The organism is Helicobacter sp. 13S00482-2 (assembly GCF_002272795.1).
Classification (GTDB): Bacteria; Campylobacterota; Campylobacteria; order Campylobacterales; family Helicobacteraceae; genus Helicobacter_J.
This window is the reverse complement of record NZ_MLAT01000018.1, coordinates 1-21,885: the sequence shown is the minus strand read 5'-3', so window position 1 is coordinate 21,885 and position 21,885 is coordinate 1. Positions and strand designations below refer to the sequence as shown.

At 32.8% G+C, this 21,885-nt stretch carries 22 protein-coding genes; 10 read left to right on the top strand and 12 right to left on the bottom strand.

Annotated features, from left to right (window positions below):
• The first annotated feature begins 19 nt into the window (after nucleotides 1-19).
• On the top strand, nucleotides 20-991 hold the full coding sequence (locus BKH42_RS07630) for a chemotaxis protein (protein ID WP_095296034.1): 972 nt from the start codon (nucleotides 20-22) through the stop codon (nucleotides 989-991).
• On the top strand, nucleotides 988-2,202 hold the full coding sequence (gene nspC / locus BKH42_RS07625; RefSeq protein ID WP_095296025.1) for a carboxynorspermidine decarboxylase: 1,215 nt from the start codon (nucleotides 988-990) through the stop codon (nucleotides 2,200-2,202). Before BKH42_RS07630 ends, nspC begins: the two co-directional genes overlap by 4 nt.
• A gap of 7 nt (nucleotides 2,203-2,209) precedes the next feature.
• On the opposite strand, the gene BKH42_RS07620 is transcribed toward nspC, so the two are convergent.
• Nucleotides 2,210-2,674, bottom strand: coding sequence for a tRNA (cytidine(34)-2'-O)-methyltransferase (locus BKH42_RS07620; protein ID WP_095296024.1), 465 nt, complete (start codon nucleotides 2,672-2,674; stop codon nucleotides 2,210-2,212).
• A gap of 22 nt (nucleotides 2,675-2,696) precedes the next feature.
• Nucleotides 2,697-3,680, bottom strand: a complete 984-nt coding sequence (locus BKH42_RS07615; RefSeq protein WP_095296023.1) for a hypothetical protein — start codon at nucleotides 3,678-3,680, stop codon at nucleotides 2,697-2,699.
• 99 nt (nucleotides 3,681-3,779) lie between these two features.
• Between BKH42_RS07615 and der the strand changes: the two genes are divergently transcribed.
• From der to BKH42_RS07595, 4 genes are all read left to right on the top strand, one after another.
• A complete protein-coding gene (der, locus tag BKH42_RS07610) occupies nucleotides 3,780-5,165 on the top strand; it encodes a ribosome biogenesis GTPase Der (RefSeq protein WP_095296022.1) in 1,386 nt (461 codons plus the stop codon).
• An 8-nt stretch (nucleotides 5,166-5,173) separates the two neighbouring features.
• Nucleotides 5,174-6,100 carry a cation diffusion facilitator family transporter gene (locus BKH42_RS07605; RefSeq protein ID WP_095296021.1) on the top strand — a complete coding sequence of 309 codons (927 nt, stop codon included), beginning with the start codon at nucleotides 5,174-5,176 and terminating at the stop codon, nucleotides 6,098-6,100.
• Nucleotides 6,097-7,833, top strand: coding sequence for an ATP-binding protein (locus BKH42_RS07600; protein ID WP_095296020.1), 1,737 nt, complete (start codon nucleotides 6,097-6,099; stop codon nucleotides 7,831-7,833). Before BKH42_RS07605 ends, BKH42_RS07600 begins: the two co-directional genes overlap by 4 nt.
• Nucleotides 7,834-7,906: 73 nt before the next feature.
• On the top strand, nucleotides 7,907-8,896 hold the full coding sequence (locus tag BKH42_RS07595) for a c-type cytochrome (RefSeq protein ID WP_095296019.1): 990 nt from the start codon (nucleotides 7,907-7,909) through the stop codon (nucleotides 8,894-8,896).
• A gap of 1 nt (nucleotide 8,897) precedes the next feature.
• On the opposite strand, the gene BKH42_RS07590 is transcribed toward BKH42_RS07595, so the two are convergent.
• Genes BKH42_RS07590 through BKH42_RS07580 form a run of 3 tightly spaced genes read right to left on the bottom strand, consistent with a single transcriptional unit; the run spans nucleotide 8,898 to nucleotide 11,211 of the window.
• Entirely contained in the window at nucleotides 8,898-10,781 is a 1,884-nt protein-coding gene (locus BKH42_RS07590; protein WP_095296018.1) for a primosomal protein N', read from the bottom strand.
• Entirely contained in the window at nucleotides 10,778-10,993 is a 216-nt protein-coding gene (locus BKH42_RS07585) for a hypothetical protein (protein ID WP_095296017.1), read from the bottom strand. Before BKH42_RS07585 ends, BKH42_RS07590 begins: the two co-directional genes overlap by 4 nt.
• The gene (locus tag BKH42_RS07580; protein WP_095296016.1) at nucleotides 10,990-11,211 is read right to left on the bottom strand and encodes a DUF904 domain-containing protein; all 222 of its coding nucleotides are present in this window, start codon (nucleotides 11,209-11,211) and stop codon (nucleotides 10,990-10,992) included. Before BKH42_RS07580 ends, BKH42_RS07585 begins: the two co-directional genes overlap by 4 nt.
• A gap of 77 nt (nucleotides 11,212-11,288) precedes the next feature.
• On the opposite strand from BKH42_RS07580, the gene uvrB reads away from it, so the two are divergent.
• Complete coding sequence (uvrB, locus tag BKH42_RS07575; protein ID WP_095296015.1) at nucleotides 11,289-13,271, top strand: excinuclease ABC subunit UvrB; 1,983 nt, start codon at nucleotides 11,289-11,291, stop codon at nucleotides 13,269-13,271.
• Between the two features lie 139 nt (nucleotides 13,272-13,410).
• Here the strand turns inward: uvrB and BKH42_RS07570 are convergent, their stop codons facing one another.
• The 7 genes from BKH42_RS07570 to BKH42_RS07540 all read right to left on the bottom strand — a co-directional run bounded on the left by BKH42_RS07570 (nucleotide 13,411) and on the right by BKH42_RS07540 (nucleotide 19,195).
• The gene (locus BKH42_RS07570; protein WP_180674014.1) at nucleotides 13,411-14,532 is read right to left on the bottom strand and encodes an NAD-binding protein; all 1,122 of its coding nucleotides are present in this window, start codon (nucleotides 14,530-14,532) and stop codon (nucleotides 13,411-13,413) included.
• A gap of 49 nt (nucleotides 14,533-14,581) precedes the next feature.
• Nucleotides 14,582-14,770, bottom strand: a complete 189-nt coding sequence (gene rpmB / locus BKH42_RS07565) for a 50S ribosomal protein L28 (RefSeq protein ID WP_095296013.1) — start codon at nucleotides 14,768-14,770, stop codon at nucleotides 14,582-14,584.
• A 96-nt stretch (nucleotides 14,771-14,866) separates the two neighbouring features.
• Nucleotides 14,867-16,024, bottom strand: a complete 1,158-nt coding sequence (locus BKH42_RS07560) for a glycosyltransferase (RefSeq protein WP_095296012.1) — start codon at nucleotides 16,022-16,024, stop codon at nucleotides 14,867-14,869.
• Between the two features lie 9 nt (nucleotides 16,025-16,033).
• A complete protein-coding gene (locus BKH42_RS07555) occupies nucleotides 16,034-16,987 on the bottom strand; it encodes a glycosyltransferase family 2 protein (protein WP_095296011.1) in 954 nt (317 codons plus the stop codon).
• On the bottom strand, nucleotides 16,974-17,414 hold the full coding sequence (locus tag BKH42_RS07550; RefSeq protein WP_095296010.1) for a hypothetical protein: 441 nt from the start codon (nucleotides 17,412-17,414) through the stop codon (nucleotides 16,974-16,976). Before BKH42_RS07550 ends, BKH42_RS07555 begins: the two co-directional genes overlap by 14 nt.
• A gap of 40 nt (nucleotides 17,415-17,454) precedes the next feature.
• On the bottom strand, nucleotides 17,455-18,294 hold the full coding sequence (locus tag BKH42_RS07545; RefSeq protein ID WP_095296009.1) for a glycosyltransferase family 2 protein: 840 nt from the start codon (nucleotides 18,292-18,294) through the stop codon (nucleotides 17,455-17,457).
• A complete protein-coding gene (locus BKH42_RS07540; protein WP_095296008.1) occupies nucleotides 18,281-19,195 on the bottom strand; it encodes a class I SAM-dependent methyltransferase in 915 nt (304 codons plus the stop codon). Before BKH42_RS07540 ends, BKH42_RS07545 begins: the two co-directional genes overlap by 14 nt.
• Before the next feature lie 170 nt (nucleotides 19,196-19,365).
• Here BKH42_RS07540 and BKH42_RS07535 point away from each other — a divergent pair, with 170 nt between their 5' ends.
• From BKH42_RS07535 to BKH42_RS07525, 3 genes are all read left to right on the top strand, one after another.
• On the top strand, nucleotides 19,366-20,892 hold the full coding sequence (locus BKH42_RS07535) for a DUF5644 domain-containing protein (RefSeq protein ID WP_095296007.1): 1,527 nt from the start codon (nucleotides 19,366-19,368) through the stop codon (nucleotides 20,890-20,892).
• A gap of 35 nt (nucleotides 20,893-20,927) precedes the next feature.
• Nucleotides 20,928-21,239, top strand: coding sequence for a hypothetical protein (locus BKH42_RS07530; RefSeq protein ID WP_095296006.1), 312 nt, complete (start codon nucleotides 20,928-20,930; stop codon nucleotides 21,237-21,239).
• Nucleotides 21,240-21,248: 9 nt separating this feature from the next.
• The coding region (locus BKH42_RS07525) for a TerB family tellurite resistance protein (protein WP_095296005.1) at nucleotides 21,249-21,885 on the top strand (637 nt) is incomplete at its 3' end.

The following is a 21,885-nucleotide window of genomic DNA, read 5'->3' as shown; positions in this document are numbered from 1 at the left end:
AATAGGAAAGGCTATGGCAATGTCAAATCTATCCCAAGTTGATCAGATTACAAGTTTGCATAAAAATAATGAGCTCCAATTGCTGTGCTTTCGTCTAGAAAAAGATAAAGATCTGTATGCGGTTAATGTTTTCAAGATACGTGAAGTTGTAAAATATCAGGGTCAAATTACAATAGTTAGCCATGAGAATAGTTCGCTCATTGAAGGCTTGATAACTATTCGTGAACTTACCATTCCTTTAATTGATATGAGAAAATGGTTTTATTATGATAGTAGTAATAAATCAAAAGATCTCACCCCCTATAGTGTTAAACGTGAAAAAAATGATGATGATGTGATTATGATCTGTGAGTTTTCTAGATGGACGATCGGAGTTAGGATTTATGAGGCAGATAGAATTTTAAACAAAAGATGGACGGAAATTGAGCAAAGTGCAGGAATTGGCGGGAATGGTGGGAACTCCAAACTAGTGAGTCGTACTAGATATTTTGATGGCAAACTTGTTCAAGTTGTAGATATTGAAAGAATGCTCACAGATGTGTTCCCTTGGATTGAAGAAAAAAAAGAAGAGCTTGATAAAGTCTCAAGATTAAGAAGTGACAAAATTATTCTTTTAGCTGATGATAGTCCTAGTGTTTTAAAGACAATGCAGATCATTCTAGATAAAATTGGTATAGCTCATATTGATTTTATCAATGGACAGAAACTTTTGGATTACTTATATTCGCCAAATACCGATATACAGAATATTGGGATGATTATAACGGATTTAGAAATGCCTGAAGCAAGTGGATTTGAGGTTATAAAACAAGTCAAAAATAATCCTCTAACATCTCATATTCCTGTCGTGGTGAATTCTTCTATGAGTGGGAGCAGTAATGAGGATATGGCTAGGTCGTTGAATGCAGATGATTTTATATCCAAATCTAACCCTATTGAAATAGAAAAATCAATCAGAGAGTTTATCATTGATAGGCAAGAAAGCAAATGAAATATTTTGATATTCCTTCGCCCTGTTATGTGTTGGAGGAAAATAAATTAAAGCATAATTTAAGTATCTTAAATCTAGTTCGATCTGCTTGTGATGTAAAGATACTTTTAGCTCTAAAGGGTTATGCTTTTTGGCATAGCTTTGATATTGCACGTGATTATCTTGATGGTTGCTGTGCAAGTGGTATTTATGAGGCACTCCTTGCATTTGAAGAGTTTGGTGGCAGAGAAATACAAAAGGATATTTGTGTATTCAGTCCTGCTTATAAAGATTCTGAAATAGACTTATTGCTTCCTATTGCGACGCATATTATTTTCAATTCTTTTGAGCAATGGCAAAAATTTAAACACAAAATAAGAATTAAAAACAAGCAATTAGAGTCTTTAGGTTTTTGTAAAATTCAAGTTGGATTGCGTGTGAATCCTCTCTATAGTGAAGTTAAGCCTCCTATTTACAACCCTTGTGTCTCTGGAAGTCGATTGGGTATTGTTCCTAGTGAATTTGAAAAAGGTTTGCAAAGATTTGGGCTTGAAGATATTGATGGATTGCATTTTCATACGCATTGCGAACAAAATTCAGATGCACTTGAGCGAACATTAGAATATTTTGAAAAATATTTTGGTCGTCATATTTCGCAAATGAAATGGATAAATTTTGGTGGAGGTCATCATATTACTCGTATTGATTACGATGTTGATAAGCTCGTATCTATTCTTAAAAACTTCAAAAATAGATATGATGGAATAGATATTTTTTTGGAGCCTGGAGAAGCAGTGGGGTGGCAGAGTGGATTTCTTATTGGTGAAGTTGTGGATATTGTTTATAATCAAATGAATGTCGCCATCTTAGATGTAAGTGCATCAGCTCATATGCCTGATTGCCTTGAAATGCCTTATCGTCCAAATGTAAAAAAGATATCTATTATTAATGGTAACGAAGAGATTGAAGATGACAAAGGTAATGGGGTTGCTGAATATGTCTATCGTTTTGGAGGACCAACTTGTTTGGCAGGGGATATCATAGGAGATTATAGTTTTAACACCCCTTTAAAGATTGGAGATAGAATATTATTTGAAGATATGATGCATTACACTATCGTAAAAAATAATACTTTTAATGGTGTTCCGCTCCCATCCTTAGGAAGCATTAGAGATGATAAATTTTTGCTATTAAAGACGTTTCAATACGCTGATTATAAAAATAGAAATTAAGGCTATATTAAAACGAAAAATAGCTCTGGTTTTGTCTTATTGCCTCATACATAACCGCACCCACGCAGGTTGCTAGATTGATACTTCTTGTAGTTTTCGTCATAGGTATTTTTAGGGTTTGCTGGGGGTATGAATTTAAGATGGCTTCATCAATCCCTGCATCTTCTCTGCCAAAATACAAAAAGCATTCGTCTTTAAAATTTGCCTCATAATAAAGTTTTTTGGCCTTTGTGCTCAAAAAGAAATGATTTTCATCTACGGGGTAATGTTCCCAAAATTCTCCTATATTTTTCCATTCTTTCACATATAGATTTTTCCAATAATCCATTCCAGCACGTTTCAATGATTTTTCATCTATAGAAAATCCTAGAGGATGGATCAGATGCAATCTCGCATTTCCTGCTACGCAAAGCCTACCAATATTTCCTGTATTTTGAGGGATTCTAGGTTCTATGAGTATGATATTTAGCATGGTTTCACTTAGTAGATGGATTTCATTGCGGACATTCTAAGAATAAATCAAAATGTGGATTATTCCTGAGTTCTCGTTTTGTATCTAAATTAATGATTACCTCTTTGGTTTGATTGAGCGATCCTATGAGTTCTTTTTTAACGATGATTTTACAACCTCTAATGTCAAAAAAATCAGGAATTTTTTTCAGCACTATTTGGTATTGTTTTTTTGATATTTTCTTAAGTGGATATTTTTTATGAGGAGCTATGGCAGAATATCTATCAATAGATTTTTGGGCGTATTTATACTCTTGAATTTTTCCATTGATATTAGTGATTTGAGTATAAGAATCTTCAAGAGCAAAGGTTTGCACCTGTTGTGTTGTATTATAGATAATTCCATCCATAAATTTTTGAATTTCATTTGAATGTATCTGTAAAAATAGTTTTCCTGATATTTTACTCACAGAGATTTCATTTTTTTTAGGACTATAAAACTCTTCTTGGATAAACGTTACTTTCTTGGTTTTTTGAGATTTCTCCTCCAAAAATTTTGATTTCTTATCAGGTGTTATGGATTCTTTGGAAATCGCATTTTGCTCAGATGGTTTGTTTTGTGTTGCGTTATTTTCTTGTTTTTTAACATCAGTTTTGGCTGTATTATCTGTAGTGTTTGATGTATTTTCTTGTGTTGTTTGGGATTCATTGGAGTCAGAGGTTTCTTTATTATTTTTCTCTAAACTCTCCCAATTGGTTTGGGATATTTCTGGTGCAAGAGTAGGGGAAGAATGACTTTGTTTTGATTTAGAATCTTGATATGGCACATTCAATACTCTATCAGGGTTTTGTGCTGCTGAAGCATCAGGAACATTTTGTGTTGATGAGTCTTCTATGGGAGTTTCTTTGATGGTAAAATTAATATCCTCTCTTTGACTAGGAGGCATTTTTTTTTCATTCTTTTGCATCTCTTGAGCATAGCTTATAAGTATCAAAGCTAAAAAAACACCTAATAAGACTTTTTTCATACGGAAAACTCCTGTAAATTTTAGGTTTATTGGCTATTATTTCATATCCACACTATAATAAAATTATAAGAAAAATATCATTAAAAGAGAAGCATATTGATGAAAAAAATCGCAATTTTAGGCAAACCAAATGTAGGCAAAAGCTCTTTATTTAATCGTTTAATAAAAGAACGCATTGCTATCACATCTGAAGTTTCAGGTACCACAAGGGATGTGAATAGAAAAATAGCTTCTATTGAGGGCAATGAATTTGAGATTTTTGACACAGGGGGAATTGATGAAAGTACTCTGTTGTTTTCAAAAGTCAAAGAACTCAGTTTAAAGAGTGCCAAAGAAGCTGACATAGTTCTTTATTTGGTAGATGGGAAGCTTATCCCCCAAGATGATGATAAAAAACTTTTCAGACAGATAAGCAAAATCAATAAGAAATGCTTTTTGGTAGTCAATAAAATCGATAATGATAAAGAAAAACAACTTGCCTATGATTTTAATTCTTTTGGCACAAAAGATCTATATTTTATTTCCGTGAGCCATAATCGTGGAGTCAAAACTCTAATTGAGGGGATTTTATTTAAATTAGGATTAGAAGAAAATTTTATTATAAATGAAGATGAACAAGAAGACATTTTGGATTTTATCCAGAATTCACAAGAAGACACACAAGAGAGAGAAGTTTTTGAAAATCAAATTAATGTAGGGATTATAGGTCGAGTAAATGTAGGCAAAAGCTCTTTGCTAAATGCTCTGATCGGGAAAGAAAGAAGTGTTGTTAGCGAGGTGGCTGGAACCACTATTGATCCTGTTGATGAAAAAATAAACATTCAAGATAAGGAGGTTTGTTTTGTAGATACCGCTGGAATCAGACGTAAAAGCAAGATAGAGGGTATTGAAAAATACGCTCTTGATAGGACTCAAAAGATATTGGAAAAAAGTCATATTGCATTGCTTGTATTAGATGTTAGCACTCCTTTTGTTGAGCTTGATGAGAGGATAAGTTCTTTGGTGGATAAATATTCATTGGGGGTTATTGTAGTACTCAATAAATGGGATATAAGACACAGTGAGTATCAAGAGATTATGAGTGAGTTTAAAAGAAAGTTTAGATTCTTAGAATATGCTCCAGTTCTTACCCTTAGTGCGAACACGCATAGACACATCAAAGAACTTAAAGAAAAGATTTTAGAAGTTTATGAGCACTTTTCTTATCGCATCCCTACAAGTGTTTTAAATGAAACGATTTCACAGGCAACCAGAAGACATCTGCTTCCTAGTGATCATGGAAAAATTGTAAAGATTTACTATGCCACGCAATATGATACTTGTCCTCCAAAAATTGCATTAATCATGAATCGTCCGAAATCTTTACATTTTAGCTACAAAAGGTATTTGGTGAATTTTATGAGAGAAAAATTTGGTTTTGTTGGAACCCCTATTATTTTCACCCCAAGAGATAAAAATCAATCAAAAGAAGATGATAGGATTTAAATTGATAGATGATTAAAGAATATGATATGAGATTTTTCACTCCTATTAAAGCAGCAATGATCGCTACTTTTACCTCCGTTGTTTTGGCGGCTATCAAATTTTTTGTAGCCATTAGCACAGGGTCGATAGTTGTTTTGGCAAGTGCAATTGATTCTTTATTGGATATTTGTATGTCCGCATTTAATTATTTTGCCCTAAAAGAAGCAGAAAAACCCGCCAATAAAGATTTTAACTATGGTTTTGCAAAGATTCAATACATCGCCACAACTATTGAAGGCATCGTTATACTTTTTTCAGCAGGGTATATTTTTTATAAATCAATCTTGCATTTAGATTCTAAAATCCCATTAACAGATACTAAAATTGCAATATGGGTGATGATTTTGAGTATTATAGTGGTAGGTGTTTTGATAATATTTTTGAGTAAAATTGCAAAGACAACAAAAAATGAGGTCATCAAAACTGATATTTTGCATTACAAGAGTGATTTGTTCAGTAATGGAGCAATTCTACTTTCCTTAGTGATTATCCAGTTCACTAGTTTTTATTGGATAGATTCTATTTTTGGAATATTGATAGCTCTTTATATTGCTTACAGTAGCTTAGGAATTATAAAATCAGGGGTTTTTATGCTCCTAGATAAAGCTTTAGATGAGCACACTCAAAATGATGTGTTAAAAATCCTCAAAAATAGTCCCATTTTAGGATATAGAAATCTAAAAACTCGTGTTGTTGCAGAGAGAATTTTTGTAGTGGTTGATTTGATTTTTCCGCGAGATATTACCCTATTATCAGCACACCAGATAACCGATGATTTAGAGGTTTGTATTAGAAAAATAGATTTATCAAAAAAATGGGATATTATTGTTCATATGGAGCCTGTAGAATATTTTGAAAATAGTCATTTGAGTTTTATAAAAAAGGAATCGTTTTGAAACATTATGTTGATTTTATTCAGTCAAAAAATATCGAAAAAACCACTATTTATGCACATTTAAGATGTGATGAATCTCAAGCACAAATGCTTCGGTATATGGCACAAGGTTTGATCGAAGGGAATGATGAATTCAACGTTCTTGCTATGATTGGGAATGTTTTTGGTGGTAAGGATGTTGAATTGCTTGAGTTTTTGCCTAAAGTAAAAAATCTCTTAGAGCTTGGTTGGATTGTTCAAGCAGGTTTTATATCAGCAGGGATTAAAGAACTTGCCTTGCTAGAATTACTGAATTCCAATATTGCTTTGAGCCCTAGTTTTCTTAAGCTTTTAGAAGATGGTACTTTGAATTTAGAACTTCCAGAAATCAGTCCCTATGAGGATCATCTTGAATATCTCAAAGATCAATTTTTGCGTATTGATTTACTTCAAAAGCTTGGATATAGTTTTCAAAAATTATCTTCAGCCTCGCTTTCTAGGACGCAACATCGACTCAAACTTTTAGAAGAAAGGATACTTTCCCGTCTTAAAATCACCAAAACACCGATGCAGGTACGACTTCTTATAAAAGAAAATTCCCTCAATCCTAAAGAAGAGATTATCTTTTTTGCTCTTTTAAAAGAAGAGTATTCTGGAGGAGATGAGAATTTACGAGATATGAATAGTCTGATAGACTTGGTGAGCGGAGATGAGTATGAAAGAATTAAAAATCGCTCCTTGCTTGATGAAAAAAGCAATCTAGTGGAAAAAAATTTGGTAGATTATGATGAAATGCTCAGTCCTTTTGGCGGGATAAGCAGGACATTTTTTATTCCTGAAGAAATACTAGAGAAAGTGATGCATCCAAATCGTAAGAAAAAAAAGCCAAAAATCACGCTTCAATCTCTAGTTAAAGAGCAAGAAATTTTTGAGATTTTAGATCCAAAAGTTAGTCTTGATGAGGTTGTATTAGCCCCTAGGACAAAAGAAACTCTTGAAGCCTTGCTAAAACAGGTAGATTCAAGTGTTATTGCACGTTTAAAAGAATGGGGAATCAAAGAAAAAAATAAAGGTATTGATGCACGGATTATTTTTTATGGACCTGCAGGAACAGGTAAAACTATCACTGCTTTAGGGATTGCTAAAAGTTTGAGAAAACCTGTGATTAGCTTTGATTGCTCGAAAATTCTTTCTATGTATGTTGGGGAGTCAGAAAAAAATGTTCGCAAGATCTTTGATGGCTATAAAGATATTGCCAAAAAACTTAAAAATAATCCTATACTTTTGCTAGATGAGGCGGATCAGTTTTTGAGTGTGCGTGTGAGTAGTGGAGGGGGTGCAGAAAAAATGCACAATCAAATGCAAAATATTTTTTTAGAACAGATTGAAAAATTTGAAGGAATTTTAATTGCCACAACAAATCTTTTAGAAACCATAGATTCAGCTTTTTCAAGAAGGTTTAATTATAAAATTGAATTCAAAAAACCATCAGTAGATCAAAGGGTTACTCTTTGGGAAAAATACCTTCCAAAAAATGCCAAATATAGTAAATCGAACACCATCAAATCGCTCGCTTTAGCATTGAGTGAATACTCATTAAGTGGGGGACAAATATCCCTAGTGATTAAAAATACTGCCTATAAAGTAGCTACTAGAAATAATCCAGTGTTTGAAAAAGAGGATTTTATTGAAGAAATAAAAAAAGAACAGAGCGGGAGTTTTGATGGAGAAAAAAATCTAGGATTTAAATCCTAGAGTGTAAAATTCTTATTAATTTTATGTTTAAAGAGATGTTGTTTAATCTAAGCAGATTTAAAAAGGAGATAAAATGAAACGATCAGGATTGAAAATACTAATGCTTTTACCACTGATAGCCACTGTGGGTTTTGGCTTTGATAAAAAACTAAGCAAAGAAAAAGGAGCGATGGGCATTGAATTGCCTACTCAAGAATGGAAGTTACCTGCAGCGATGCAAGAAGATGGGTATATAGATGAGAGTAAAATGCCAAAGAACTCAAAATATACTGAAATGGTTGTTTTGGGTAATAAAATCTTAAATGAAACTTCAAAATATATAGGACCAACTGCCAAGAATCCGAAAATGAGATATGCAGGCAGCAATTTATCTTGTTCTAGCTGTCACGCAGCGGGCGGAACTAAGCAGAACGCATCTGGTTTTGTTGGAATTTGGGGTAGGTTTCCTCAATACACATCTAGAGGTGATAGCATTAGCACTTTAGAAGATAGAATCAATGGTTGTATGCAAAGAAGCCTTAATGGGAAGTCTCTTCCATTAGGATCAAAAGAAATGAAAGCAATGGTTACTTATATGCAATGGCTCTCTCAAGGTATCCCTGTGGGTGCTAAAATAAAAGGTCAAGGACTTATAAAAATGGAGCTTATGGATAGAGCTGCAGATCCCAAAAAAGGAAAGATTGTATTTGAAGAAAAATGTGTCGCTTGTCATCAAGCTGATGGACAAGGCTTGAAAAATGAATCACCAGAAGGTGCCTATTATATATTCCCACCACTATGGGGTAAAGATAGCTTTAATACAGGAGCGGGTATGCATCGTGAGTTAAAGGCGGCTTCATATATTAAAGCCAATATGCCAAAGGGTAACCCTGATTTAACTGATGAACAAGCTTATGATGTTAGTGCTTACATCAATTCACAACCAAGACCTGTGAAAGCTGGACTAGAAAAAGATTTCCCTGATAGAAGAGTCAAGCCTCTAGATGCGGTTACTGGTCCTTATAATGATAATTTTTCTCAAAAACAACATCAATTCGGCCCTTACAAGGAAATGATGAAGTGATTTATAGCATATGAATAGGGTCTATATCTATTTCAAATCCTATTTTTTGTGAGTAGGTGCTGATTTTGTTCAGCACCTTCAATAGTCCTTTATGTGATTTTGAGCGTAAAAAAATATGATAACGATATTTTGAAGCTATTTTTTCTATTCCTGATTTTCCATAACCTACGATATTGATATCATCCTCTAGATTCATCTTACAAATCAATTTATTTAACTCAAAAACAATTTCTTCGGTATTTTTAATCACCTTTTGTTCATTTTTATCAGAAAAATGAAGCATAGCAAGTTTGCGATAAGGAGGATAGAAATCCTTTCGATTTTCAAGTTCAAAGTTCAAGAATTTTTCATAATCCCCGATAAAATTTTTTAAAAATTCGCTATTTCTACTCTGAATAATTACTTTGCCATTTTCTTTTCGCCCACTTCTTCCTGCGATTTGATGGAGCAATGAAATGGAGTATTCACAAGATCTATAATCCCCACCTCTTAAAAGATAATCTATGCCTAAAATGATAGCTAGATTGACCTTGTGATAATCGTGCCCTTTGGCAATCATTTGTGTGCCTATCAGTATGTCAATTTTATTTTTATTGAAATCATTGAGAATATTCTTGAGTTTGTTTTGAGTGCTAGTGTGATCTTTATCAAAGATAGCTATAGATGCCTCAGGGAGAAGTTCTTTGAGTTCGCTGCAGATTTGTGCTGTGCCAATACGCTGAGCACTTAGCTCATGATTTTTACAATTCGGGCATTCTGAGATGATAGGCAATGAATATCCACAGTAATGACAAGAGAGCATTTTTTTATTCAAATGCAAACTCATATCAACACTGCAAAATGGACATTTTATGCTATATCCACATTCTTGACATAAGATAGTTTTGAAATTCCCTCGTGTAGGCAGAAAAATAATCACCTGTTCTTTTTTAGCAAGGGCTATTTTTAGACTTTCTAAGATAATGGGGGTGATTTGTGTAGGTGCATTTTCAAAGAGGATCTCTTTTTTGGTTTGGAAATGCCTTCCTTGCAATCGTATCAAATAATTATTTTTTTTTGCGTTTTCATAGCTATGAACGCTAGGGGTTGCAGATCCCAATAAAACCTTTATTTGATTTTTATTCCCCAAATAAAGGCTAATGTCTCTAGCGTTATATCTGGGTTTTTGTTGTGATTTATAAGCATCATCATGTTCTTCATCAACGATAATGAGCCCTAGATCTGATATTGGCAAAAATAAAGCACTCCTAGCTCCAGCGATGATTTTAATCCTACCTTCTTTGATATTTTCTAAAAGGATGGATTTTTTTTTACCTGAGATTTTGGAGTGCCATATTCCTACTATTTCTCCAAATACTTCTTTGAGTCTTGCTTCAATTTGTGGAGTTAATGAAATTTCGGGCATTAAAAAAATGACACTTTTATCTTGATTGAGCGTTTGTATGATGAGGTGGATATAAATTTCTGTTTTTCCACTCCCTGTATCTCCAAAGAGGAGATTTAGAGGTTTTTTATTGATAGATTCTATTGCTTTTTTTTGAAGTTCATTCAAAGGTTTGGGATAGTATTGTGAGTTTTTTGGGCTACAAGAGGTTGTGTCTTTAGAAAATGGAACAAACAATCCATAAGCTTCCCCATAAGTACAACAATAATACTGTGCAATAAAATCTGCTAAGATAATTTGATTTTTTCCAAAGTAATAAGAGGTGCTTTGGGCTTTTTTACACAAAAAATCAGGTTTTTTACAAGAGTTTAAAACAACTCCTTGTGTGATTTTGTTCTTGATAGATATATCAAGGATATCGCCTTTATGAAAAGTTTCCATAGCCTCATAAGTCAGTACAGGAGAGTTTAGCTTTAATGGAGCTATTTCATAATAATTCATGAAGGAATTTTCTGTAATAAGCTCTTTAATTGATTATTTAGTTCTGAACATTCTTGAACTTTGCTGAGGTATTTTTGTATCAGTTCAATGAGTTTCATATCCTGATTCTCAAAGGTTTTTTTGATCTCATCTGCAGCCTCTTTAGTAAAATTATCAAGACTGAGTTTGAAAATTTTGTCATAGATCCTGATTTCTATGGATTCTTGATTCATTTTTCTAATACTTCTTGGATTTTTTCATACAGATTTCCAACATCCTTGTCTTTGTTTGCAATTTCTTCATAGAGCATGGATATCTGTTTGTCTTTTTCTTCATTTTGTGCCACTAGGGTGGCGATTTTTAATCTTAGCTCTTGATTTTCTATTTCTTGAGTATTTGTTTTTTCTAATAGTAAATCTATTTTTTCACTTAACTTTTCTATCAACGACATTTTAACTCCTAAGACGTCATAACATGTAAGAATTGAAGTATAATTGTAGCTAATAATTCAGAGTTTTAGGAATCATAATGTCAAATTTCATACTCAATTCTAGCTATTCTCCAGCAGGAGATCAACCTCAAGCGATTGATAAAATCTCTCAAAGTATTATAAAAGGCAATCAATATCAAACTCTAATAGGAGTTACAGGAAGTGGTAAAACCTATACAATGGCAAATATCATTGCTAAATTGAATATGCCAACTTTGATTATGAGCCACAATAAAACTTTATGTGCACAGCTTTATAGTGAATTCAAGAGTTTTTTTCCAAAAAATCATATAGAGTATTTTATTTCTCACTTTGATTATTATCAGCCAGAAGCTTATATCCCCCGTAGAGATTTATTTATAGAAAAAGATAGCTCTATTAATGACGACTTAGAAAGATTGCGACTTTCTGCGACCACTTCTCTTTTGGCTTATGATGATGTGATTGTTATCGCAAGTGTTTCAGCAAACTATGGTTTAGGAAATCCTATTGAATATCTTGGGATGATTGAAAAAATTGAAGTTGGAGAAAAGCGTAATTACAAGGAATTTTTACTCAAACTTGTGGATATGGGATATAGCAGAAATGATAATTTTTTTGATAGGGGAAACTTTAGAGCACAAGGAGAGAGTGTGGATATCTTTCCTGCATACAATGAGATTGAATTTATTCGAGTGGAATTTTTTGGAGATGAGATAGAGAGGATAGGGATTTTTGATAGTATTGAGCGTAAGGAAGTTAAAAAATTAGATTCTTATGTATTGTATGCAACAAATCAATTTATAGTGGGGCAAGAACGTTTAAACCTAGCATTGAAAAATATTGAAGAAGAATTAGATGAGCGATTGAGATTTTTTGAGAAAGAAGGGAGGATGGTTGAGCACAGCAGATTAAAAGGGCGAACAGAATTTGATTTGGAGATGATTGCTGCAAGTGGTATTTGTAAGGGGATTGAAAATTATGCTAGACATCTCACAGGAAAAGCACCTGGCGAGACTCCTTATAGTTTGACAGATTATTTTGAGCAAAAAAACAAGCCTTATTTAGTCATCGTAGATGAATCTCACGTAAGTTTGCCACAGTTTGGTGCTATGTATGCAGGTGATATGAGTAGAAAAAGTGTTTTAGTTGAATATGGATTTCGCCTTCCTTCTGCATTAGATAATCGTCCTTTGAAATTTGATGAGTTTATCAATAAGGCTCCCCATTATTTATTCGTATCTGCAACCCCTGCAAATTTAGAACTTGAACTTTCCAAATCCAATATTGCTGAGCAAATTATTCGTCCAACAGGGTTGCTTGATCCTATTTATGAGGTTAGAGATAGTGATACTCAAGTAGAAAATCTCTATGATGAGATTAAAAAGGTAGTGGCAAAAAAAGAACGTGTTTTAATCACAACTTTGACAAAAAAAATGTCAGAGGAGTTGTGCAAATATTACTCTGAACTAGGATTAAAAGTGCAATATATGCACAGTGAAATTGATGCGATAGAGCGCAACCATATTATTAGAAATTTGCGTTTGGGTGAGTTTGATATTCTCGTAGGAATAAACCTCCTAAGAGAGGGACTTGATCTCCCTGAAGTGAGTTTGGTAGCGATTATGGATGCAGATAAAGAAGGTTTTTTGCGTAGCGAAACTAGTTTGATTCAAACGATGGGTAGGGCAGCTAGGAATATCAATGGAAAAGTTCTTTTATATGCCAAAAAAATCACAGGAAGTATGCAAAGGGCTATGGAAATTACAGATTACAGACGCTCCAAGCAAGAAGAATTTAATAAAGCCAACGGTATTACACCCAAATCAGTGGCTCGAAATCTTGAAGAAGAACTCAGATTAGAATCTAGTGCGAATGCAAAGTTGTATGAAAAAGCTCTCAAAAAATCCAAGATACCAAAAGCAGAGAGAGATTCAATTGTTAAAGAGCTAGGCAAAAAAATGTTAGATGCTGCTAAAAGATTAGATTTTGAAGAAGCTGCAAGATTGCGTGATGAGATAGCCAAAATAAGGAGTCTATAAAGAAATAGATTTTCTTGATGAAACCTACAATAGTTCATATATTTTAGGTTTTACTGTTTTATTTATTTTCTTTTTGTATCACGTTTAAAAGTTAGCTAGAAATCTTGAAGAAGAATATTAGGTACAAATTCAAATATCATCATACATAATCAAGTTCTTTTGGTTTTTGCTTTTTTGTGATAAAGCGTTTGGTTTCACGTATTCCATTAGAGGTACCAATCATCAAGAGTTTCGCCTCACTTGCAATGATTGCTTCTCCATCAGGCATAGGAATATATTTGCCATCTTTTTGAGTGATACCAATGATGGATACTTTTGTGATTTCTCTAAAATGAGCTTCCTTGAGTTTATGTAATACTAGCCAACTATATTTAGGAACGATTACCTCTTCAAGATCTAAAGGAGTATCTTTTTTATATACAAAACGTTCTAGTAGATTTTCCATATCAGGACGTATGGCCATTGCACTGATTCTTTGTGCCATCAATTTTGTAGGTGAGACGACGGTATCTGAACCTAGTTTTTTAAGTTTTTCTACATCCTCTTCAGTATCTGCACTTGAAATAATATAATAAGGCCTTCTGCTCAGTTCTTTTTCAAATAATCTCACAGAAACAATCAGGGCAATATTATCTGATGGAGTTTTTGAAAAAGTCACGATTCCTTTAGCACTAGATAGATGAGTTTTTAGCATAGCGATATTTGTATGAGGATCCCCAATGATGTAGTATGGATATTTGTGTTTGAGTGCTTCTTTGTCAAAATCAGGACGATTATCCACTACAACAAAAGGGATTTGAGCATCTCTAAATTGTTTGCTCAACTCGATGGTGTATTCATTGTGATAACAGATCACATAGTGGTTTCGTAATCTTGCAATTTTATTGACCATTTTTTTCTCCTTGATGAGCCTTGTTAAAGTTCCATTGTTGATAATACTGATGATGAATGCGACACTAAAACCAGTGATACCAACACCACTAACAGTTAAAAATGAAGTAAAAAGAATAGATAAGGGACCAAAATTTGATTCATTGAGTGCACCAAACCCTGTATTTGTAAAAGTATAAGAAGCCTGAAAGAATGCTTGAATAAGGCTGTAGTTCTCTAGCCCTAGATAGCCTAGAGTCCCTATAAGAATAAAAACCTGAATCAGTATAAGAGGAAGTCTAAAGGCTTTGAATTGTTCGTATAGTTCAGGCCTTAGATCAATATCGGGCTTGGCGTTACTTCCCCAATGGAGGAGTTTTTTTAATTTCATAAACAAGGCATTGCTATCCTCTATTTGAGTAAGTCTTTAGAGTTCTCACTTAGGATTTTTTCTTCATTGTTCTGAGTGTTGAAGCTGCAACTTTTATTTTAAAAGATGAACCATCTTCAAGTTTGATACGGACACTTCTTAGATTCGGGAGAGATCTTTTTTTGCTTTTGTTGTTTGCGTGGCTAACATTATTGCCTACCATAGGACCTTTACCCGTAAAAAAACATTTCCTTGCCATTATATTACCTTTGATTGTAAAATTTGATTGCGTGATTATACAGAAATAAATTACAAATTCAACTTAAGCCCCTGTAGTGTGCATAGCTATATTTCTTTACTTGGTTGTTTTTGAAGATTTTAGATTTTTTGCTACTTGCACAAATTCTCCAATGCCTTTATCCCAAATCATTCTAGCTATGAGAAGAAAAATAATTTTATTAGAGTTTTTTGGGCGAGGCGAAAAATGCTCTGTATTTACTCCTTCACCTTTAAGAATGAATGTTTTATTTTTTGGAATGATTTTATTTTCCACAAATTCTTTTTCATCATCAGGATTGAGAAACCAAACTTCAGAGGTTCTTAGTAGGGCAGCTTGATACATTCTTGAAACCAAAAATTTTAGAAATTTTTTCTTTATTCCTTCTTGAACAAATACATAGCCAAGCCCTGTAATCATAGCGATATTTGGTATTTTTAGAAGATTGCAAACAAAAGAGCCATAAATTACAGGCTTGATAGTGTAGCTAAAACTCATAGAGGGTTTGAGCTCTTTTAGTATTTTTTTTATCTGAAATAAGGTCTTCATGTCTTTAAGGGGATTGAGGCTTTTGGGATCTAAATCTATAGGGTGGTGATAAAATCCTTCTTGCAGAAGCTTTGCAGTACTTTCATCTTCTGGGGCTAAGATATGGATAGAGAATTCTAGTTTTTTGAGAGTTCTTAAAACTTCTAATCTGAAGTGATGCATTCCAAAGGAGGTATTAGAAATAAAAACAATAGATGATTTTGGCTCTAAGAAGCGCACTTTATCTTGATAAAAATCAATGATATTTTTAACATCAAACTCTCTTTGAACATACTTCCTCCCTTCCATCCCCATTTTTATTTTAGCATCAGCACTTAGATTTAGAAAAAAATCAATAGCGTTTTGCAAGGATTGGATATTTTTGGGTTGGCATAAGATACCATTTGCTCCGACATAGAAATTTCCGTGAGGTTTTTTATCGAAGATAATTTCTTTGCATCCTGGCACGTCAGTAGTGATGATGGGTTTTTCCATCGATAATGCTTCTAGGAGCGAGATCGGGATACCTTCTCTGTAACTAGGAAGAACAATACAGGTTGCATTTGCTATATAATCCCTGACATCATTAGTGGATCCCAAATACGTAAGGATTTTATCTTCTTGCCATCTTTTAATCTGATCTAAAGGAATTGATGATGGATTAGTATCATCAGCTTTTCCCAGAAGACAAAATTCAATATTATTCATTTCTTCTCACTATAGTTTAATTTTTCCAAAACTCAATATGAATAGTGCTATTCTAAAATAAGTTTGCCATTTTTTATGATAGCTAAGAGATTTCACACAAGCCTTAAGATAGGATAAATTTGCCCCATCATCATAGCGATATTCTAGTTCTATAATTGAGAGTAAAATAGTTTGAACCTTGTTTTTGGCATCATAGAAATATGGATTTAAGGTTAATTCATCTTTATTTTCTAATTCATTGAAAAGATCAATAATTCTTTTTAAATTAGCTATTTTTTTATCTCTAGTTTTGATATTTCTAGTAATAGAGGAATTGCTCTCACAATACACATAGAGTTTGTTTCTTATTCCAATAGAGCTTTTTGCTAGTGTGATGAGAGCAAAATTTTGCAAAAGATCTTCAGCCATCACAAGATGTTCATCAATAAAGCTTAAGTTTTTGATAGTTTTAAAAATAAGTTCTCTTTTGTATAATTTTCCACAGATACTCCAAGGTGGGGTAGAGGAGTTAAGAAAAGTTTCTTTTAATACCTGTTCGTTTTTTAGTGTTTTTGTGATGTTTTTAATAGGAGCTTTGCTTAGTTTTTTTGGGAAAAATTTTATTCCAAAAAATACGATATCCACATACTCTTGAATAGCTTTTGTATAGAGGATTTCACAAGTTCTTTTTTCTATATAATCATCCCCATCTAAAAAGAGCATGTATTCTCCTTTTGCAATTTTTGCACCTTCAAATCTAGCACGGAATGTTCCTAAATTTTTAGGATTATGTAAGATATAGATTCTGGGGTCTTTTTGGACATATCCTTGTGCTATGTGGATAGTGCTATCATTTCCGCAATCATCTACGATGATAATTTCTATTTCTTCAAGACTTTGAGAGATGCAAGAATCTAGGGTTCTAGTTATGGATTCTTCAACATTATATGCGGGAATGATGATGGAAATTTTAGGATTTTTCATAAAATCTAGCTTTTATTTTTACTACCATAGAGTTTGGAATGATGGATTTGATGATGTATTTTAGTCCTAATGAAAATAATTTAGGCATACAAAATATGAAAGAGAATTTATTATATTTTTGAGCAATACGAAGATTTTCAAAAAACCCCCTGAAGGGACTTTTTGCTGAAGCTCCACACATGTCATAAATAGCAACAATCTCATCAACTTTATAAAACTGGTGTCCCTGATGATGAATTTTCATAAAAAAATCATTATCCGCACAAATTTTAAAAGAGGTATCAAAATGATGTTGCTTCAGAAGTTCTGTTTTTACAAATACGCTTTGATGACAAAAAGGCATAATATATTTAGATTTTTTCTTAGCAGGAATCCTAAGGTATTTTCCCTCATTTATAAAACTTGTGTCACCATAGATAGCGTCCATCTTATCCTCATTCTTTCTTCTGGGTGTATTTTATCAAAATTTAGAGTGAATTTTTGCCAAAAGTGATTCGTAATTTATTTTTGATTGATTTTGGCAAAATAGATCGTAGATAAAATCTTGGCAATATATAAAAAATATATCTAATGCATAAAAACATTGGATAGAAACGATTGTACTGATAGGTGATTTTCATATCTTCTAAAAGCATTTCAAGGCTTGGCTTAGCTGAAATCCCATCTAGACTAAAAGTAGCGATAATCACATCAATTTTTTTAAACAGATGCCCTGAATTGAATATTTTTGTGAAAAAATCTGTGTCACCAGCAATTTTAAAGCGATTATTGTAGTGGTATTTTTTCATTATGTTTAAATCAATAAAAGCAGATTGATGGACAAAGCGATGGTGGTATTTATGGTTTGCTGATTTTGAATGGATAATTTTTTGATTGAATTTATCATAAAAAAGTTCGCTATCACCATAAATCACGCTATATCCCCCCCCCCCATTTGCTTTTATTGCTTCTTGGTATTTTTCAAAACATTTCGTGATTGTTGAATGCTCATAAAACCTATCTCCACTATTCATGAAATTACACCATTCTCCAGTAGCCATATCGATGCCTTTGTTCATTGCATCGTAGATCCCCCTGTCTTTTTCGCTAATAAATTTAGTAATGGAGTGTTTGAAAACAGAGGACTTGGCATCTATGTAGCTTTGAATAATATTTTTTGTTCCATCTGAGCTATCTCCATCAACAATGATGTATTCTATATCTGGATAGTCTTGGGAGAGCACAGATTCGATTGTTTTGGCAATATTATGCACATCATTATAGACCACGGTGATGATGGATATTTTTGGATACTTATGGTTTTTCATACACAGCTACAACACTATGACCATAGGCATTGGGAGGTATTTGTATAAATCTTTTTCCAAATAGTCCAAATTTATTGATGAATTTGCGCATAACTCCCTTATCAATCATAGGAGTAGGGAGGAATTTTTTTGCCCATTGAATGGATTTATACATATCAATATGTTCAGGTTGAATATTTTCGTGATAAATATCACGGAGTTTGAGATCAAAAATTTTTGCGATATTTTCTAGGCTTTTATCTGAAAATCTACTCGTATGATGAGGTGGCATATTTAAGATTCCATTCACACAATCTTTTAAAAAACTTTCTTCACTTGGCACTGCAATTATCATTGCCCCCCCCCCCCTTAAGATTTTTAGCTTGGATTTTATGAATTCTCTAGGGTTGCTAACGTGTTCTAAAACCTGAAAACTACAAACCACATCAAAAGATTCTGGATATTTGCTAGAGTATTCTTGAATAGATATATTTTCTATGTTCACACCATTTTGGAGAGCTAATTTTTTTGCCTGTGTGCTAAATTCTAATCCCGTGTAATCTTTTGTACAAAGGAATTTTGCAAAAGCTGCTTTGCCGCATCCAACTTCTAGAACCTTATCAGAATCCTTGATAAAATTTTTGGCGTATTGATATTCATTTTTTTCTTCCATATAATACCAAGGAAGTTGGTTTAAAGAATTATAAAAATCATTGTCGCCTGTTGGCATTTGACCTTTTTTATTCAAAAAAAATCTTAAATCGCAACTAGTGCAGTGCATATAATCAACATCGGAGTCAATCAATCTATCCACATTCACACCAAAGGCATTCTCATACAAAAAAACTAAATCCTTTTTTTGTATATTTGTTTTGATTTCACAATGGTTTTCTCCACATAGCGGACAGTATCTTTCATTCATTTATAGAGCCCTTCTTTTTGTCTTATTTTATCACAAAATGATTCTGAACATGTTCATGACAAAAAGATTACATTTTTGGCATAAAATCATCATGCTAGATATAAAAATAAGCTGAAATTGAACTCTTTGTAGGTAGAATCAAAAAATTAGCTTTAATCAAGGATTTGCAAATGAGTATTAACAAACTTGAATTGAATGTTTTTAGATTTGACGCAGATAAAGACTATGGGGCGACTTATGAGAAGTGTACGTTGGAATACCGCAAGGATTTTACATTAAAGAATATCTTGGAGCTTTTACCGCTAAGGAATTTCCAATATGACAAAAATATTTCATTAAAGATTAATGGCATCAGTGTGTTTGATGATGCTAATGTCATCGATTTGGTGAGGCATTTTGGTTCTGAGTGGGTCATAGAGCCTATTTCCACCAAATATGCCTACAAAGATCTGCTCATTGATAAAAAATCAGCGATGAATTTTTATCATAATTTTTTTGCTACGGCCACATTTTTAACCCAAAGCGAAAAAAATGAATTCAATAAATTTATCAATATCAATTTTATTTCTCCTCAGAAAAATCCTGATTATTTTGGAGATGGTTTTTTTCTTTATGTCAAATGGCTACTCTCAAGATATCCAAATGAAGCAAAAAGACTTCTTGAAAGTATTGCTGATATCAAAAATGGAGTAATGAATTTTGTGAGTGTGAAAGATTTTATCTACCCCAAAAATGATCAAATTGATAAGGAGATTTTTGAACTTCAAGCGATGCTAACTCAAATTTCAAGATGCCCAATTAGTGGTAATACTTGGGCTAAACTTGGAAAAGAAATTGAAAGTAGATATATTTTTTCACCCCTTGATAAAATTCAAGATGCTTCTAGGGCGTACGCACTTTTTGATGGGTATGCTAAGGGAGTGAATTTTGAACCTTTATTGATTGCTTCAAGCACTCTTTTAGAGAAAAATAACAAAAAAACTATCAGGATGAAATTTTGTTATGATGGAGGCTATTGGGGAAGGTTTTGTGATCCTCGTAAATTTTTGATTGCTAATGCTTATAATATGGCACTTGCTCACAAAAATAATGCAATTTTGCTTTTTTGTGAGGAAGATGCTTATTGTAATGCTCTTTATGCAAAAAATATACTTGATAAGAGTGCTCAAACAATCCAATCCATCAACGAAGAACTCAAAAAATATGATTTGGTTTATGATTGTGGTATTGAGTTAAAATATCTGAATAAGATGATTATAGATGCGTTTCACATCAATTTTTCTAAAGTTTTCTGCGGATTTAGTACTATTAGCTATAGTGGATCGTTATGTTGTGATGAAAGTGAAATTTGTGTTGAAAGATTTTTTGATAAAATTTCGCTCAAAGGCATTCAAACTATTTTTCAAAAAGAATGCTATTATCATTTGCTAGATATAAATGAACCCTCTTCTTTGGAGCAATCTGCTGTGATAAGATATGAAGGCATTGATTTGGGCATTGATTTTTTATGCACCTTGTCTATGGGAGGTTTTGAGATGTTTGATACTCATGCTAAAAAATCCTCTAGAGTTTATAAAAGAGATTTTGATATTACGCCTGTTTTATTTCTTCCTCAGATAGCACTTCTTGGGATGGGCGAAAAAGATTTGAAAAAAATTGGTTTGCATTTGCATAAAAATAAGGTTAGTTTTATATAATCGTATATGCTCTGCTAATAGATAAGGAATTGCCCGTGAAGATATTCATTAAGATACTGATAGCTTCTTTGATTGCTGGTCTATGGTATCATATGAACGCAGATGATTCTGGCTTTGTCGCAATTGTATTGTTTATTTTTGTGATGTTTGTATTGCTTGTAAAGCCTATTGAGTTTCAATCTCCTACACAAAGGGAGGATTATATTGCTCAGATGAAGAAAAAACGTGAACAAAGATTGGCTATACAAAGCAAACAAAAAGAAGAACAGCTTCGCTTATACAAATCAAATCAAGAGCGTGAAGAGAAAAAAAAGAAAGACTTAGAGCTAAAGCTAAAAAACCGTTAAAGGATATATATGGAAATCATTTTGTTAATCTTAGCAGGTGCTGTTGTGTATTACTTATACATAACGCTTCAAGAATACCTGAAAAATCCCATAACACCGCTCTCAAAAGATTCAAATTCTAAACCTACTAAATTTGAAGATTACGATCTTTCTTTGGATCCTTATGTGAATATTGATCCTCTTATCAAACTTAGAAAAACAGAACAAGGCTTATTTGTAGCATTGGTAGGTAGGTTTTTAAATTCTTCAAAAACCTTTGGAGATTTGGAAGAAAATTTTCCTAAAAAAGCCTTGATAGATTCATTATTAGGCATTATGAGCGAGAATATCAGTGGCTTTGAAGATCCAAAAAATTCTTTGAATGAAATTTTAAAATCTCCAAATGAAGATTCACAAACTCTTTGCAAAATGTTCTTACAAGCCACTTATGGAGAGTATAAGAAATCCTTAAAATTAGTGGAATTTTTGTTTGTTTTAGCATACGTAGATGAAAAACTTGATGAAGAAGAGAAAGATAATATCATTGATATAGCAGCATTTTTAGATCTCAATAATGATGATTTCAATCAAATTTATGATGATTTTGAAAAAGAAAATCTCCTTGAAATAAACATAGATCATACAGATGCACTCAATCTTTTAGATT

What these genes read in the sequence shown, in the direction of transcription:
- BKH42_RS07535 (WP_095296007.1), top strand. Translation starts at nt 19,366, where the DNA reads ATGAGTATTAACAAACTTGAATTGAATGTTTTTAGATTTGACGCAGAT.
- BKH42_RS07595 (WP_095296019.1), top strand. Translation starts at nt 7,907, where the DNA reads ATGAAACGATCAGGATTGAAAATACTAATGCTTTTACCACTGATAGCC.
- BKH42_RS07630 (WP_095296034.1), top strand. Translation starts at nt 20, where the DNA reads ATGTCAAATCTATCCCAAGTTGATCAGATTACAAGTTTGCATAAAAAT.
- BKH42_RS07590 (WP_095296018.1), bottom strand. Translation starts at nt 10,781, where the DNA reads ATGAATTATTATGAAATAGCTCCATTAAAGCTAAACTCTCCTGTACTG.
- BKH42_RS07560 (WP_095296012.1), bottom strand. Translation starts at nt 16,024, where the DNA reads ATGAATAATATTGAATTTTGTCTTCTGGGAAAAGCTGATGATACTAAT.
- BKH42_RS07615 (WP_095296023.1), bottom strand. Translation starts at nt 3,680, where the DNA reads ATGAAAAAAGTCTTATTAGGTGTTTTTTTAGCTTTGATACTTATAAGC.
- BKH42_RS07620 (WP_095296024.1), bottom strand. Translation starts at nt 2,674, where the DNA reads ATGCTAAATATCATACTCATAGAACCTAGAATCCCTCAAAATACAGGA.
- BKH42_RS07580 (WP_095296016.1), bottom strand. Translation starts at nt 11,211, where the DNA reads ATGTCGTTGATAGAAAAGTTAAGTGAAAAAATAGATTTACTATTAGAA.
- der (WP_095296022.1), top strand. Translation starts at nt 3,780, where the DNA reads ATGAAAAAAATCGCAATTTTAGGCAAACCAAATGTAGGCAAAAGCTCT.
- BKH42_RS07550 (WP_095296010.1), bottom strand. Translation starts at nt 17,414, where the DNA reads ATGGACGCTATCTATGGTGACACAAGTTTTATAAATGAGGGAAAATAC.
- BKH42_RS07585 (WP_095296017.1), bottom strand. Translation starts at nt 10,993, where the DNA reads ATGAATCAAGAATCCATAGAAATCAGGATCTATGACAAAATTTTCAAA.
- BKH42_RS07555 (WP_095296011.1), bottom strand. Translation starts at nt 16,987, where the DNA reads ATGAAAAATCCTAAAATTTCCATCATCATTCCCGCATATAATGTTGAA.
- rpmB (WP_095296013.1), bottom strand. Translation starts at nt 14,770, where the DNA reads ATGGCAAGGAAATGTTTTTTTACGGGTAAAGGTCCTATGGTAGGCAAT.
- nspC (WP_095296025.1), top strand. Translation starts at nt 988, where the DNA reads ATGAAATATTTTGATATTCCTTCGCCCTGTTATGTGTTGGAGGAAAAT.
- uvrB (WP_095296015.1), top strand. Translation starts at nt 11,289, where the DNA reads ATGTCAAATTTCATACTCAATTCTAGCTATTCTCCAGCAGGAGATCAA.
- BKH42_RS07540 (WP_095296008.1), bottom strand. Translation starts at nt 19,195, where the DNA reads ATGAATGAAAGATACTGTCCGCTATGTGGAGAAAACCATTGTGAAATC.
- BKH42_RS07605 (WP_095296021.1), top strand. Translation starts at nt 5,174, where the DNA reads ATGATTAAAGAATATGATATGAGATTTTTCACTCCTATTAAAGCAGCA.
- BKH42_RS07545 (WP_095296009.1), bottom strand. Translation starts at nt 18,294, where the DNA reads ATGAAAAACCATAAGTATCCAAAAATATCCATCATCACCGTGGTCTAT.
- BKH42_RS07570 (WP_180674014.1), bottom strand. Translation starts at nt 14,532, where the DNA reads ATGAAATTAAAAAAACTCCTCCATTGGGGAAGTAACGCCAAGCCCGAT.